The sequence below is a fragment of the Insulibacter thermoxylanivorax genome, from assembly GCF_015472005.1.
GTDB classification, from domain to species: domain Bacteria; phylum Bacillota; class Bacilli; order Paenibacillales; family DA-C8; genus Insulibacter; species Insulibacter thermoxylanivorax.
In genome coordinates this window covers 35,686-50,009 of the sequence record NZ_BMAQ01000004.1, presented here as the reverse complement: position 1 = coordinate 50,009, position 14,324 = coordinate 35,686, and the positions used below count along the sequence as shown (strand labels likewise).

The following is a 14,324-nucleotide window of genomic DNA, read 5'->3' as shown; positions in this document are numbered from 1 at the left end:
GTTCTGCACCCGGACATGAAGAAAGCTGCATCTTCGCAAGAAGATGCAGCTTTCCTTGTCTGCGTACAGCTAAGTGTTAGAACAGGTTAAGTATAAGGGCTGTATAAGGGCTGATGGTTAGACAGGCCACTCTTCTAAGCGGTAAGCCATGTCGAAGAAATTGTATTCCATCTTGCAGCTGGTGAGGAAGAGATCGCGCATGCGCTCTCTCGCTGCTTCCGATGTTTCTGCCGCTAACTGATCAAGCCGGGCAAAGTACCTGTCGATGGCGCCGCTCGTATCATTGCCGTAGATCATGATCCAATCATAGAAAGGATGGGACGGATCGGGATTGATCTCGCGTACCAGCCTGCGCCCGATCTCATCATATACCCATGGACAGGGCAGGGTGGCGGCGATGATATCGGCGACGGTTCCCGTCGCGGCTGCGGCGAGCATATGACTGACATAGTGGTGGGCCGAAGGCGTAAGCGGGAAGCCTTGCAGATCGGCATAATCCACCCCCGCTACTCTGCATAGATTCTCATGGGCACGCCCTTCATCATACAAGACATAGGCGATGCTCTTATGGAACATCTCCATATCCTCGCGATTATCGCTCTTCGCGATGGCCATGCCGCGCGCTTGGATCATCGCATTCAGATAAGCATGATCCTGTTTGACATAGTGAATCAGCTGCTCCGCGCAGAGATCTCCACGCGCGATTCCCTGCACGAAGGGATGCTGATAAGTCACCTCCAAGATCTCCTGGGCATCCTGCTTCAGTTGTTCGCTGAAACTCATCACACCATTCCTCCTATCAGTTTATTAACCAATAGAAAAAGCCGCTCCTATGGAGCGACTTGACAGCGGGCAGACGAGATGAAGCGATGATGCAGAGATACAAGACCATCTCCCAAAGGTGCACAGGGATCCAGATCATTGGCTTTCATCAGCTGGACCCTGCAGCACGCATTAAGCCCTAAGTCAGCTCCACTTCCCTACGCTGGTACTAACCAGATCAGGTTCAAAGGGATCAAGGATAGCTCCTTGTCTCAGCCGTAACGGCACCCCTAGCGGAACGCTTCTTCTTCGGTTACCTGTATTGTAGATGATTGGGGGGGGGTTAGTAAAGGGTTGAGCTGGGATATAGCGGAATCGGGCTGAGAAGATTCATGTCCGAAGCCGGTTACTTTGTTCTATAATAGGGAATGTAAGCGGTTTAATTAAGAGGATTCAGCAAGATGCTGAGCGAGATCTGGCAGAGGGAGGAAACAGGGATGAACAAGAGCAACAAATTCGCATGGACTTGGAAAGTGAAGCCGGAATACTTAGACGAGTATGTGGAGATGCATCTCAATCCATGGCCGGAGGTCTTGGAAGAACACAGCAAGGCCGGGATTCGCAATTATTCGATCTTCCAGAACGGCAATCAGTTCTTCTATGTTTTCGAATGCGATGATGTCGAGGCTGCCTTCGCGTACATCGCGCAAAGCAAGGCGTGCCGGCGCTGGGACGCCATCACCTCTAAGATGGTGGAGGGTTCCTTCGACCACAGCAAGGGGACGCCGACGCCGCTGCGTGAAGTGTTCTATCTGAAGTAATTCATGCGGTCATTCATATGCCTGGCAGGAGCTAAAGCATCGCAGGCCTGGGAGACGTTACGTCCGTCGACCAGGCCTGCCGCGCACTGGATAGGTGGGCAGATCTGCCAGAAGCAATCCTAAGCCGATCCATTGCTGGAACCGTACTTCCTAAAGAAGAGATAAGAGATGATGATCGGCACGGCTAGATTGACGGCGAGCACTGCGAAGAATACGATCATCTTCCAGGTTGTCGGCAGAAAGGCGCTGAGGATCATGATGAGCCCGCCGAAGAACATCAATCGTCCGCCGATTAAATTGCTTCGCCGCCACACGTCTTCGTTGGCCAATGTCCACGGTGTCCGCAAACCGAAGGAGTAGTTGTGCCTGAAACGGGGCAGCAGGTTGCCGACGAAGACGAAGAGTGAGCCCGCGATGATCGGTGCCAACGCTGCGATGTTGATCTCTGCGCCCATGCCGCTGAGAATCGTCACGCCGTGTACGACCAGCAGGATGAGCAGCGTGATAACGTTAATGGCGTCGATATCGCGAAGGTTTTTCTGCAGACTGGCGCGCTTCGGATCGATGATCGGCGCCAGCTTCATCAGCAGGAAGACACCTAACATCACCGCCGGCATCAGGAATAAGGCGACAGGTTTGGAGGCATAGCGGTCAGCTTCGCCGTGGATGTTCCAGTGGATGGGCATCTGATCGGGCAGACGGTCATAAGCAAGCAGGCTGATGATCAAAGCGGCGGCGATGAGGCCGAGCGGCAGGATCATTTTTTTCATCATGCATCATTCCCTTCCGTAGAGGTAGACTGAAGCGAAAGGATCCATTTGATCACATCTTGGAATACCGTCGTATTCAGCGAATACACGATATGCTGTCCTTGACGTTCGTCGGTGATGAGTCCGGCTTGTTTTAGCATGTTCAAATGATTGGATATGCTCGGCTTGGTCATCGTAAAATGCTCCGCGATCTCGCCGGCGGTCCTGTCCCGCTCCTTCAAGAGATCCAAGATCTTGCGCCGCGTGGGATCGGACAGCGCTTTAAAGGTATCGTTCAAAGACATGGCGCGGCCCTCGCTTTCTGCGTGATGTTTCCAACCCCTGTCATCTTCGAGACAATTTATATAATTAGATAATTAGACAATAATCTAAATATCTAATTAAAGAGTAACAGATCGATACGATGCTTGTCAATGTTTTAGATGAAGTTCTTACATGCAGTTAAGACCTTGCGTCATCTGCGTCATAATCGTGATCTGCCGTTTGGAGGACGGCTGGATCCAAGCGGTATTTGACCTCGGCAGCGGATGAATGCGGCTCAGTTTCACAGCAATCCTCCTCTATGGCAATATGAACATCAAACTGCGACCATTCTTTAACCGGAAGCTCTACAAAAATATCATGAAAATCCCTTTTGTATCCAGGGAACTTTGGTAATATTCTAGTATGAATCTGGAAATGAAACAACACATCAGCATGCGAAGAGACCAATTCCTAGGCACACCGCCCAGCATCCGTCCATAAGATATGGCAGGGCATTACAATGCGTTCATAACCTTATGGAGGTGCTGGCGACTGTGAAAGTAAGCGTGAGAGAACAGGATTCGCTGTGGAGATACAGCCAATTGTTCCAGGTGCCGCTGCCGCTGATCATCGATTCCAATCCGGGGATTGATCCCGATCGGTTGATGATCGGTCAGACCATCGACATTCCGGGTTATATCATCTCGGAATATACGATAGCTCCAGGGGACACCCTCTGGCTCCTTTCCGTCAGGCATCAGATCCCGCTGGATGCGATCATGCTTCTCAATCCCAGTGTGGATGCCGACTCGCTGATGATCGGCCGGACGATCCGCCTGCCGGTCAGAGTCACATGGCCGATCGTACAAGGTGAGAGACCGTATCCTTATGCCGTTCTGATGGAGGAATTAAATCAGCTGCACGAGATCTATCCCTTCATGCGTATGAACACAATCGGTTCATCTGTCATGGGCAAGCCGATACCCGAACTGCAGATCGGTCGCGGGGATAAGCGGGTGCATATGAACGGCTCCTTCCATGCCAATGAGTGGATTACAACGGCAGTGATCATGCGGTTCGTGAACGATTATCTGCTTGCTTTGACGAATCGTCAGGCGATCCGCGGGTTGGTGATGGAACCCTATTATTCCAGCGCCATGCTGTCCATCGTGCCGATGGTCAATCCCGACGGGGTGGATCTTGTGATCAACGGTCCGCCGCCAGAAGAGCCTTATCGTTCGCAGGTGCTGCAGATCAATGGGGGGCAAACGGATTTTACAGGCTGGAAGGCCAATATTCGCGGCGTCGATCTAAATGATCAATTCCCAGCTAACTGGGAACTGGAAGCAGAGCGCAGAGAACAAACGCCGTCCCCGCGAGATTATCCAGGACGATTCCCGCTTTCGGAACCGGAGGCGCAGGCGATGGCGGAACTGACAAGGGTGAGGGACTATGACCGGGTACTGGCTTTCCATACTCAGGGCAGGGAGATCTATTGGGGGTATGAGGGTTATGAACCGCCGGAGTCAGAGACCATCGTGAATGAATTTGCACGGGTGAGCGGATATCGAGCAGTCCGCTATGTGGACAGCCATGCTGGATACAAGGATTGGTTCATTCAGGATTGGCGCCGGCCGGGCTTTACGATTGAGCTGGGGGAAGGCGTGAATCCATTGCCCATAGAGCAGTTTGAAGAGATCTATCAGGAAAGCCTGGGGATCTTCCTCGCCAGTCTCTACATGTGACGCATGGAAGATGTCCTCATGGTGCCAGCTTCGATGTCGTATAATATAATAAATGTTAGGAATTTATCGAACCGTTCACGATATGTACCAGCACCATTAGATGTACTCAAGTGATCAAGGCAATAAAAGTTGAAACAATCGTTCAGGGAGTGGGAGAATGACGGGTGAGGACCATAAGAAGGTTATGATCTTATATGCCAGCTATGGAGACGGGCATTACCAGGTTTCTAAAGCGCTGCGAGAGAAGTTTCTAGAGAAAGGCATCCGCGAGATCGTCATGATCGATCTGTTCAAAGAAGCCAATCCCACGGTGAATGCGATTACGAGATATTTTTATATCAAAAGCTACAAAGTCCTGCCTTCGGTATATGGTTGGCTTTACTATGGAACGAAGAATATCAAGTGGGACTCCTTCTTCGCAAAGTGGGTGCAGTCCTATGGCCAGCACAAGCTCTTGAAGATGATCAAGGTTGAACGGCCCGACATTGTGATTCATACATTCCCGATGGCCGTCATTCCTGAGATTCGCAAGAAGCTTGGCATCTATATCCCGAATGTTACGGTGGTGACAGATTTCGATCTGCACCGCCGTTGGCTGCACCCGGAGATCGACAAGTATTACGTGGCAACAGAAGATCTGAAAGCGAAGATCGAGAAGACGGGAATCCCGAGTGAGCGCATCGTGGTGAGCGGCATCCCGATCAAACCCGCCTTTGAACAGCGCCTGCCGGAGTCGAAGATCTTGGAGAAGTATCAGCTGCGTAAGGGGAGACATACGATCCTGATCATGGCTGGATCGTACGGAGTGATGCAGGGTCTAGGCAGCATGTGCGAACGGCTGGCGAAGCATGAGGAGATTCAGCTTATCGTCGTCTGCGGCAAGAACGGGCACCTGCAGGAGGAGATGGAGCAGCGGTTCCAATCCTTTGCGAATGTGAGGATTATGGGGTTTGTCGAGGCGATTCATGAGCTGATGCAGATCTCCACATGCATCGTTACGAAGCCGGGCGGCATCACCCTGTCCGAAGCGATCAGCATGCAGCTGCCGATCTTCATATACCGACCCGTGCCGGGGCAGGAGAGGGACAATGCCGTCTATCTCGAGAGCAAAGGGGCGGCGTGCATCGCCCAAGAACCGCCGGAGTTGGAAGCACAGCTGCTGAACTTGCTGAACGAACCAAGCCGCCTGCAGGATATACGAAGTGCGCTGAGCGATCTGTGGAAACCCCATGCGGCAGACCGAATCGTGGATGATATTATCGCTGATCTTAACGATCATCCTATGCAGCGATCGATACATCTCATATAATGATGGAATTATATACATCATTTATCTCATATAAGAAAGTTGGGAAACGGTGGAGACAGTAATACGCTTGCTCAATGATAGAAACTTTGTTCGATATGCATTGATCTTATTCATCGGAGAATTCGTCAGGGGAGCGATCATCCTGTCCTTGCTCCCCTTATATGGGCTGGATTATTGGGTAGTCGGCGTAGCGGTGACCGCGCACTATACAACGGATACAGTCTCCAAGCTCGGCGTTGGCTATCTGGTGGACAGGTTCTCTTCGCGATTGATGGTGACGAGCGGACTGACCCTGGCCATTGTAAGCATATGCCTGATGTATTATTTTCCCATCCCATGGCTGATTATCGTTGCTTCTGCGCTGCTTGGGCTGGGCATCTCGCCGGTATGGATCGCGTGTTTGGCGATGGTGAAAGACTCGCAACGGGCGACGCAGATGGGATTCCTCTATACGCTTTGGCTGGCGGGGATGGGCGGCGGTCCGGTTGTGATTAACTTTTTCCTGCGATTTGGACATGCTCTCTCCTTCGCGATCTTAACCGCGCTGCTGGGCTTAGGGTTGCTGTTCTCCATGCGGATCCGGAGGGTCGATTCGCGGAACCTGCGCGTCATTCCCATCCGCCGGCAATTCCTGATGCTCGTCCAGAAGGTTCGCAGGATGCGGCTGCTCTTGCCGGGGATGATCTTGCAGACGCTGGGAGCCAGCATGCTGCTGCCGGTGCTGCCTGATTTTGCGACGCTGGAGATCGGGCTTGATCCCTCGCAGATCTCCTTTCTGCTCATGGCTGGAGGAATCTGTGCGATCCTGGCATTGATCCCGATGGGCAGGCTTTCCGATCGGTTCGGCAAGCAGCCGTTCCTCGTGATCGGCTTCTGTATGTTGGGCGTTGCGCTTCTCTTCCTGGCGAAGACGGAGACGATCGAGTTCGCGCTGCTGTGGGCGGTTGTGCTGGGTATCGCTTATTCGACGATGCTGCCGGCATGGAACGCGCTGTTGTCTTACTACGTTCCGGAGAATCAAGAAGGGGTCGGCTGGGGCCTGCTGAATACGGTGGAAGGCATCGGCATCGCGCTAGGTCCAAGTATCGGCGGGGCGTTGGGCAGTCTGTATGCCGTGGCGCTGCCCATCGAGATCGCGGCTTTTATCTTCCTGTTCATCGGGTTGTTCTACCTGCTGGTGCCGATCGATCGGATCACGATGACAAAGCGCAGAGCATGAGACTGATACATATGGATCACAAATGGATCACAAATGGAACCAAGATGCCTTATCGGCTGCACCGCCATAAGCGGTATACGGCCTAATAAGGCATCCTGGTTCCATTAGCATTGCTGTTCAAACGGATATACAAGTTCTCGCAGACTAATATCTTCTCAGCACTTCAGCACGGGAGATGGCGATGATCTTCGGTTCCAGCAGTTCTGACTTTGTGGTCAGACGTTCCCTGCCCTGCGGATGAACAACAAATAACAAGAATTTAAGATAAATCCTCGTCAAAGCAGTAAACAGTCCAGAAGGCAGGTCGATGACGGAGTAACCGAAACGCTTCGCGCCCCGATGAATGATCGATATGCCGTAGAGCCCTCTGATGCGCTGAAGGTCGGGGTCCTTCTCCAGCATCTCCTTAAGCTTCGGCATCAGGCCCTGCATGCTGCGGATTAACTGCACCGATAACTGCGTCGTGGAGCGGGCAGATACACCGAGGCGATGCAATTCCTCGTTGTTCAGATGCAGTTCGATGATCGGATCTCCCCGCTTGATCGTCTCCCCGTCATCGAGATGAATGGGATGCTTGCCCTGGTAACGTCTGACACGGAACTTAAGGAAGGGATCGGCGGGATCAATATACTTCGTACCGATGATCTTATGCACGAGATTGTCGTACCACAGGAAGGTCTTGACCATGATTCGTTTCCCGAGGGACTCTTTAGCCGCGCGTTCTTGACGATCCATCTCCATGAGTTCATCCACCCTTACGAATTTCATGCCTTGTGATTTTAACTTTGCGAGTACATCGTCCAGTGCGATTAACATATACTTTGGTGCCTCCGGCACCGCACCCAAGGTTTCACCGCTGTCATGCAGCAGGACGACGGAACCTCCCTTGCACTTCTTCAGCAGGAGATCCCGCATCCTTCGCGCATCTCGCATGTCTTTGCTGCGCCAATCAGAGACCATCACCGACCATAGGATGATATGGAACTTCTTGCGCAGGCCGAAATCGAAGAAATTGATAATCCCCCACGGCGGACGGTAGTAATCAGGACGAACGCCGATGATCTTCTCCACGATATCAGCCGTCCGGTAGAGATGATCCGTGCGCACCGACCAGGGGAACAGGAGCCAGTTGGTCTTATGGGTGTAATTGTGTATCCCGACCTGGTGACCTTCTTCATGCATGCGTTGGATCAGATCCGGATATCGCTCGGCCATGGACCCCAGCACGAAGAAGGTGGCCTTGGCATCATGTTTCTTCAGCAAGTCCAGCAGCTGCGGCGTGTACTTGGGATGCGGACCATCGTCGAAGGTCAGGGCCATCGCATCAGGGGTGCGGGCTTCTGAGAACACCCCGAACCGGATGATGCGGGTGATGACAAACGGGATGAGCATATAGATCGTAACGCCGAGTATGCATCCCCAGAATATCTTCTCTTCCACGATTTCCGCTCTCCTTCTATTGGTGTGGGTCAATTTAAGCCATTAGTATCATTGTACCATGTTTGGACCGGGATGTTATACTTCACATGGGAGAGAGCCATGATGTTCAGCGACGTCTCGTACAGTCCAATACTTTCGTCTGTTCGTGGCTCATCATCTCAGGACACTCCTTATCCGAATCGTCGTGATACATCTTGCTGCAGGAACCTGCGGGAATACAGCGGCTGGTCATATATGAGGAATCGTGAATATACTTGTTACAGCAGGAATAACCGGCGGAGAGGTCGAATCTGATAGCATGGCTAACGCTATTTTTTGCTCTATTCATATATTTTAACTGATATGCACAGGAGGATACCACATGAAATTTTGCAGTCAATGCGGCCATCAGCTTCGCAAGCAGGACAATTACTGCGCGGAGTGCGGGGCGAAAGCCGAGAAGCCTTCATCAATGGCGGAGGAAGCGGCGCCGCAGTTAAGCACGGATCAAGCGGAAGCTCAAGCTCCGCCGCCGGCAGATGCTGAACCCGCAGCAGCGGAAGCCCATCCGGCATCTTCGGTTCCGGATGTTGCCCGTCCGGTCGATCCGATGTCCCCGCCGCGAAGGAGGATGTCCGGACCGATCAAGGTGCTGATCGCTTGCGCCGTCGTGCTCGTCGTGGGTTTAATCGGCGGATATGCAGCGGGCATGTATGCTTATCATCCTGACCGTGTGATCGAGGCATTCCAGGAGGCAATCGAGCAGGAGGATGCGAATCGACTTAGCGAACTGCTGATCCCTGCCTCGGAATCGATGGGAAGGGGGGAGGAGGATGTCGCTCGTCTCGCCGCTTACTACCGCACTCACCAAGCCGATCTCGAGAAAGCCGTGGAGTCGCTGAAAGCACAGGCTGCTGGAGAGACGGATGCGGATGCGCCGCTTCGTCTGGTTGCTGACGGCAAGCACTGGTTCATATATGATGTTTATCGGATCGAAGTTGCCCCTTATGAGATTGTTGTGCACACCAATATGGCTGATGTGGAGGTATTTGTTGATGATCGTCCGATCGGGATCGCGCGAAGTGATCAGTTGAGCTTAGAAGCGGGCCCTTTCTGGCCGGGGGAATATGATGTAAAGGCGGTATATAGCGGGGAGTTTGCCGTTCTGGAAAACAAGCAGGAGGTAGAACTCTATGAAGACCGCCGTGCGGAAGTGACCCTGGCGATTGAAGCGAGCTATGCGCAGATTCGCTCTGAGATCGAGGATGCCGTAGTTTACATTAATGGCAAAACCACGGGCCGCAGCATATCGGAGTTTGAGGACGGCTTGCTGGGTCCCCTGTTGTTCGACGGCAAGACCACTTTGCAGGCAGAGGCGGAATTCCCGTGGGGTACGTTCATGAGTGAGGAGATCGTGCTCACGCCTGAGATGGAAAATGCTGTGCTCCCTTTCCTCTTCGAAGAGGCCTATCTGGCGGCACGGGAGCAGGTGATGGATGCGGTGAATAAGTTCCTCGCAAGCTGGGTGCCGGCTTATATGACCATGGATATCTCACAGTTTACGAATATTACCGAGGAGCGGCGTTCCTTGTTTGCCTCGGACTTCCAGTGGATGATGGAAACGGGGCAGCGGTTTACCGCGGAGATCGTCGGCTCGGAGTTCGACCTGAACAGCTTCGTCTTGGACGGCGGTTACAACGGCCTGCCGTATCGGGCGGAGATCGAAGTGGCCTATGTGTTAACCAATGCTGCCTGGTATTATGAGGGCGAAGAACCAGAGCTCAGCGATATGGCGTCCTTTATCCGTTATGAACTCATCTATGAGGAAGAGACGGGACAGTGGATCATCTCTTACTTCACGGCACTAGACAGCATCGACTTTTCCAATACACAGGCATTCACGTATGAATGAGATCATAACGGTGCACGCACTTTGAGACGACAGCATTTGTTGTTTCACGCGGTTGATCGTGCTTCGATGTATGTGAGTCGACAACATCTGTCGTCTCGCACGTCCTTTCGCACGTCAATCACGTTTCCACGCGCTTTGAATCAACAATAGCTATTGTCTCAAGCACCCGATCTCGTCTGCATGTTATACAAACGTAAAGGGGCTGTCCATCCGTCAGTGATCACTGACATATTGGACAGCCCATATTATTATGCTGCTGATGGTTAGAAGATCATCTCGACGATGCGGTGCAGAAGGTAGCAGATGGCGACGATGATCAGATACATATGGAAGGGATCGAGTTTCGATTCCTTGACTTCTAATGAACGATAAGTATTGATGATCGCTAATCCGGCCGCAAACATGGCGCACGCATTGATGATATTCCCGAGTGTTGGCACGCCGATCAGCATGATCAAGCTGCCTGCGATGAAAATCGCCGTCGGCACGGTCATGAGTACGCCGAAACGGGTGGTGATCGTCATGAAATGGCTTTCGACTTTGAGCAAGCTAGCGGTTATGTACAGAACGACGATGACCAGCACCAAGGATATGGCAGTGCTCAGGATCGACAGCAGGAATTCATCGATAACGGCACGCCTGTAGTAATCCGATACCACATCCTGAATGAAGAACCCTAACCCCATCTCATCCAAGGGCCTAAGTCTGGAAGCACCATGGATGAGCGCGCTGATCAGGTTGATCAACGGCACGACCAGCACGAGGATGAGCATGTTGATCAGTCCGTGCATTTTATGCGAGGCATCGACTTGCGTACCGATGCGGCTGGGTGCTTTCAAGGTATCCCACAGGAAAGAGAAGTAATCCTTGGCGATCATTTTGACCTTCTCGCCTGTCTGCGAGTTCGCCTGCTGCTGTACGGGAGCCGCTGGAGGCACATCGGACGGTGTGTTGTGTATAGGTGCTGCAGGCGTTTCACTGGGAGCAGTCTGTGCTATCTGATCTGCTGGCTGCGCCTCTGCGGCAGCTGCCGATTCAGCAGTTGACTGAACTCTCGTTCCGCAATTCGTGCAAAACTTCGCGTTTGCACTGATCTCGGAACCGCATTGTGGGCAGTTCATGTAGGATCAACTCCAATTTCGATAATAGTTTGAATGTAAATATTCGATTCGACAGACACAAATCCTCCCCGAAATTGCTTGAAATCCTTACCAGACCTTAGATTTTTGAGAGGATCCTGCATATGCGATATAATCATTTTGCTACTTACATGGTCAGGAGGAAGGTTACGGATGGAGCGGTTGCAGAAGGAGAATTTTTTCGTTGTTGATCAGGGGATATTAGAAGGAGATGCGCTATGGCCTTTTGCCTTTGAAGAGGTGATGATGCCCCTCGTCGGCAAGACGAAGGAGCCGGTCATCCATATATGGAGGCATACACGGGCGTTCATAGCCGGCCTTAGGGATCGCAGGCTGCCCTATGCGGGACAAGCTTTAGAGCAGCTGCGGGCAAGGGGGTATTCTGCGATCGTACGCAATTCCGGCGGGGCTGCTGTTCCGCTGCATGACGGCGTAGTGAATATCTCAGTGCTCTTGCCCCGGCGGGCAGGCACTTTGGATATCTATGATGATTTCTCGTGGATGGCGGATTTTATCGCACAGGTTCTGCTGCCGCTCGGCGTCAGCTTCGATCGCGGCGAGGTCGTCGGCTCCTATTGTCCGGGTGATTATGATCTGAGCATCCGCGGGCAGAAGTTCTGCGGCATCGCGCAGCGCAGGCAATTAACCGCATACAGCTTGCAAGCCTTCATCATCGTCGAAGGGATCGGTTCGTACACGGGAAACATCGCCCGGGAATTCTACGAGCTGGCCGCAGGAGGCGCATCCTGTCTCGGAGCGCTGCAGGTTGATCCTGAGAAGATGGCAAGCTTGCATGAGCTGACCTCCCGTGTTACCGTTAAGGGATTCATGGAGAGCCTCTATGGAAAGCTGCGGCAATGGGGCGGCATGGACGGCAATCATCTGCTGAAGGAATATGCGGCAGGAGTCAGAGAGCAGATGCAGCTCATGCGGCAGCGGTATGATCGTTAACGGGCCAGAAGCCAGCGCAGGCCGTGTTCCAGTTCTTTCTGCCAGAAGCCCCAGAGATGTTCGCCGGGTTTCTCTTCATACCAAAGATCAGCCTTCCGCTCGCTGAGCATCTGCCGGACGCTGCGATTGGCCGCAAGGAAATCGAAGGTGCCGCGGTCCGTCTGTACGGCTTGTTCATCTAATCCGATCAATTGGTAGATGCTGAGCCAAGACAGATCCGACTCTTCTGCGATCGCTTGCTGCGTGCTCGTGAGGAAGGCGCCGGACAAGGACAGGACTTTACGGAACTCATCCCGGTGTTCCAGCGCTATGTGCAGGGAAACCGTACCGCCGAGGGAGTCTCCGGCTAAGATGCGTTCGTCTGCCGTCGTACGCACCGCATAGCGATTCTCAACGAAGTCCAGCATCTCTTCTGCGAAGAATTGCAGGTAGCGGTTGAAACGCTTGCCTTCGGGCGCATAATCGTCGGTCCTCATCTTCAGGTTCACATCCACACCGACGATGATGAACGGATCGATGCCCTCATCCAGGATGAGGCGTGTCGCCGTTGTGGCGATTCTGCCGTAGTTAAAAAATTGCTCTCCATCCTGACAATAAATAACAGGATAGGATGCTAATTCGTTATAACCAGGCGGCAGAAAGATGCGAAGCGATCGTTCTTCGCCCAATGCCGTTGAGTAAAGGCTTTCTTTTACGATGGTCCGCTTGTAATATTTCTCATAGCTCATGCTCGTCCCTCCGATATATCTTAAAATTGTTCTAAAAAACTATAGATTATTTTTAAACTGTATTATATAATTAATGTACCTGTTATAATCCAGCAGATCAATAAAATGCAGAAAAATTAACGATTTAATCATCAAAACAGTTTATAACAGGGTGATTAAATTACTATAACAGTTTACAGATAGGAAAATATGTTTAGAGGTGATCACATGGCAAAGGCAGTATCGAGCAAGGACTACTATGTCAAGCTGGAACCCGTCGAGATGCTGAAGGTCTTGTCTCCTGAGGGCAAAATCATCAACGAAGAGATGGTTCCGGATCTAACCGACGATCAGCTGCGTGAGATCATGTACCGCATGGTATTCACCCGTGCATGGGACAAACGCGCCGTCAGCCTGCAGCGTCAAGGGCGTCTGGGCTTCTACGCTCCCGTATCGGGACAAGAAGCTTCCATGATCGCTACCCAATATGCTCTCCAGAAGGAAGATTTTGTATTGCCGGGTTATCGTGACATGCCGCAGATCTATTGGCACGGCTATCCGATGTATCAAACCTTCCTCTACTCCCGCGGTCATCAGCACGGCGGCGAGGTCCCAGAGGGCGTAAACGCTCTGTTGCCGCAGATTATCATCGGTGCACAGATCGTGCAAGCGGCAGGCGTAGCGATGGGCTTCAAGCTGAAGAATCAGAAGAACGTCGTGATGACTTACACCGGCGACGGCGGTTCCTCGCAAGGCGACTTCTATGAAGGCTTGAACTTCGCAGGGGTCTTCAACCTGCCTGTTGTATTCGTGGTTCAGAACAACCAATATGCGATCTCCACACCTCGTTCCAAGCAGACGAAGGCAGAGACGATCGCTCAGAAGGCGGTTGCTGCGGGAATCCATGGAATCCAAGTGGACGGTATGGATGCTCTGGCTGTATACAAGGCGGCTTCTGATGCTGTAGAACGCGCTCGCAACGGCGAAGGTCCGACCTTGATCGAGACCGTCACTTACCGTTTCGGTCCTCACTCCATGTCCGGGGATGATCCGACGAAGTATCGTACGAAAGATGAGCAAGGCGAATGGGAGAGCATCGACCCGCTTATTCGCATGCGAAAATATCTGGAGTCCAAAGGACTGTGGAGTGAAGAAGAAGAGCAGAAGGTCATGGAGGAAGCTCGCGCAATCGTGAACGAGGAGATCAAGAAAGCCGAGCAAACTCCGAAGATGACGATCGAAGGTCTGATCGACAGCATGTTCGAAGTTACTCCGCCTGTTCTTGAGGAACAGAAAGCACTTTATGCAGCTAAGGGGGATAAGTAAT

General features: G+C 52.2%; 13 protein-coding genes and 1 riboswitch. Of the genes, 7 read left to right on the top strand and 6 right to left on the bottom strand.

Annotated features, from left to right (window positions below; translation table 11 throughout):
- Positions 1-117: 117 nt before the first annotated feature.
- A complete protein-coding gene (gene tenA, locus PRECH8_RS02680; RefSeq protein ID WP_200965543.1) occupies positions 118-783 on the bottom strand; it encodes a thiaminase II in 666 nt (221 codons plus the stop codon).
- 177 nt (positions 784-960) lie between these two features.
- Positions 961-1,064, bottom strand: a riboswitch (TPP riboswitch).
- A 195-nt stretch (positions 1,065-1,259) separates the two neighbouring features.
- Here tenA and PRECH8_RS02675 point away from each other — a divergent pair.
- Complete coding sequence (locus PRECH8_RS02675; protein ID WP_200965542.1) at positions 1,260-1,583, top strand: L-rhamnose mutarotase; 324 nt, start codon at positions 1,260-1,262, stop codon at positions 1,581-1,583.
- 119 nt (positions 1,584-1,702) lie between these two features.
- Here the strand turns inward: PRECH8_RS02675 and PRECH8_RS02670 are convergent, their stop codons facing one another.
- Together PRECH8_RS02670 and PRECH8_RS02665 are read right to left on the bottom strand one after the other, a co-directional pair.
- Positions 1,703-2,353, bottom strand: coding sequence for an SdpI family protein (locus tag PRECH8_RS02670; RefSeq protein WP_200965541.1), 651 nt, complete (start codon positions 2,351-2,353; stop codon positions 1,703-1,705).
- Positions 2,353-2,637, bottom strand: coding sequence for an autorepressor SdpR family transcription factor (locus PRECH8_RS02665; protein ID WP_371871168.1), 285 nt, complete (start codon positions 2,635-2,637; stop codon positions 2,353-2,355). The genes PRECH8_RS02670 and PRECH8_RS02665 overlap by 1 nt, the downstream gene beginning before the upstream one ends.
- A 513-nt stretch (positions 2,638-3,150) precedes the next feature.
- On the opposite strand from PRECH8_RS02665, the gene PRECH8_RS02660 reads away from it, so the two are divergent.
- From PRECH8_RS02660 to PRECH8_RS02650, 3 genes are all read left to right on the top strand, one after another.
- Positions 3,151-4,341 carry a M14 family metallopeptidase gene (locus PRECH8_RS02660; RefSeq protein WP_200965540.1) on the top strand — a complete coding sequence of 397 codons (1,191 nt, stop codon included), beginning with the start codon at positions 3,151-3,153 and terminating at the stop codon, positions 4,339-4,341.
- A gap of 157 nt (positions 4,342-4,498) precedes the next feature.
- Positions 4,499-5,650 (top strand): MGDG synthase family glycosyltransferase, encoded by a 1,152-nt coding sequence (locus PRECH8_RS02655; protein WP_200965539.1) that lies wholly within the window; start codon positions 4,499-4,501, stop codon positions 5,648-5,650.
- Between the two features lie 100 nt (positions 5,651-5,750).
- Positions 5,751-6,869 (top strand): MFS transporter, encoded by a 1,119-nt coding sequence (locus PRECH8_RS02650; RefSeq protein WP_207161763.1) that lies wholly within the window; start codon positions 5,751-5,753, stop codon positions 6,867-6,869.
- 144 nt (positions 6,870-7,013) lie between these two features.
- Here the strand turns inward: PRECH8_RS02650 and PRECH8_RS02645 are convergent, their stop codons facing one another.
- Entirely contained in the window at positions 7,014-8,309 is a 1,296-nt protein-coding gene (locus PRECH8_RS02645) for a polysaccharide deacetylase family protein (RefSeq protein ID WP_200965537.1), read from the bottom strand.
- A 361-nt stretch (positions 8,310-8,670) separates the two neighbouring features.
- Here PRECH8_RS02645 and PRECH8_RS02640 point away from each other — a divergent pair, with 361 nt between their 5' ends.
- Positions 8,671-10,200: a zinc ribbon domain-containing protein gene (locus PRECH8_RS02640; protein WP_200965536.1), complete on the top strand. Its 1,530-nt coding sequence runs from the start codon at positions 8,671-8,673 to the stop codon at positions 10,198-10,200.
- Positions 10,201-10,463: 263 nt separating this feature from the next.
- Here PRECH8_RS02640 and PRECH8_RS02635 read toward each other — a convergent pair whose 3' ends face one another.
- Positions 10,464-11,321, bottom strand: a complete 858-nt coding sequence (locus tag PRECH8_RS02635; protein WP_200965535.1) for a zinc ribbon domain-containing protein — start codon at positions 11,319-11,321, stop codon at positions 10,464-10,466.
- A gap of 171 nt (positions 11,322-11,492) precedes the next feature.
- Here PRECH8_RS02635 and PRECH8_RS02630 point away from each other — a divergent pair, with 171 nt between their 5' ends.
- The gene (locus tag PRECH8_RS02630) at positions 11,493-12,290 is read left to right on the top strand and encodes a lipoate--protein ligase family protein (protein WP_200965534.1); all 798 of its coding nucleotides are present in this window, start codon (positions 11,493-11,495) and stop codon (positions 12,288-12,290) included.
- Here PRECH8_RS02630 and PRECH8_RS02625 read toward each other — a convergent pair.
- Entirely contained in the window at positions 12,287-13,018 is a 732-nt protein-coding gene (locus PRECH8_RS02625; protein WP_200965533.1) for an alpha/beta hydrolase, read from the bottom strand. The genes PRECH8_RS02630 and PRECH8_RS02625 overlap by 4 nt on opposite strands.
- 207 nt (positions 13,019-13,225) lie before the next feature.
- Between PRECH8_RS02625 and pdhA the strand changes: the two genes are divergently transcribed.
- Positions 13,226-14,323 (top strand): pyruvate dehydrogenase (acetyl-transferring) E1 component subunit alpha, encoded by a 1,098-nt coding sequence (gene pdhA, locus PRECH8_RS02620; protein ID WP_200965532.1) that lies wholly within the window; start codon positions 13,226-13,228, stop codon positions 14,321-14,323.
- Position 14,324: the final 1 nt, after the last annotated feature.

Coding starts and splice junctions, on each gene's coding strand:
- tenA (WP_200965543.1), bottom strand. CDS start 783: ATGAGTTTCAGCGAACAACTGAAGCAGGATGCCCAGGAGATCTTGGAG.
- PRECH8_RS02675 (WP_200965542.1), top strand. CDS start 1,260: ATGAACAAGAGCAACAAATTCGCATGGACTTGGAAAGTGAAGCCGGAA.
- PRECH8_RS02670 (WP_200965541.1), bottom strand. CDS start 2,353: ATGAAAAAAATGATCCTGCCGCTCGGCCTCATCGCCGCCGCTTTGATC.
- PRECH8_RS02665 (WP_371871168.1), bottom strand. CDS start 2,637: ATGTCTTTGAACGATACCTTTAAAGCGCTGTCCGATCCCACGCGGCGC.
- PRECH8_RS02655 (WP_200965539.1), top strand. CDS start 4,499: ATGACGGGTGAGGACCATAAGAAGGTTATGATCTTATATGCCAGCTAT.
- PRECH8_RS02640 (WP_200965536.1), top strand. CDS start 8,671: ATGAAATTTTGCAGTCAATGCGGCCATCAGCTTCGCAAGCAGGACAAT.
- PRECH8_RS02635 (WP_200965535.1), bottom strand. CDS start 11,321: ATGAACTGCCCACAATGCGGTTCCGAGATCAGTGCAAACGCGAAGTTT.
- PRECH8_RS02630 (WP_200965534.1), top strand. CDS start 11,493: ATGGAGCGGTTGCAGAAGGAGAATTTTTTCGTTGTTGATCAGGGGATA.
- PRECH8_RS02625 (WP_200965533.1), bottom strand. CDS start 13,018: ATGAGCTATGAGAAATATTACAAGCGGACCATCGTAAAAGAAAGCCTT.
- pdhA (WP_200965532.1), top strand. CDS start 13,226: ATGGCAAAGGCAGTATCGAGCAAGGACTACTATGTCAAGCTGGAACCC.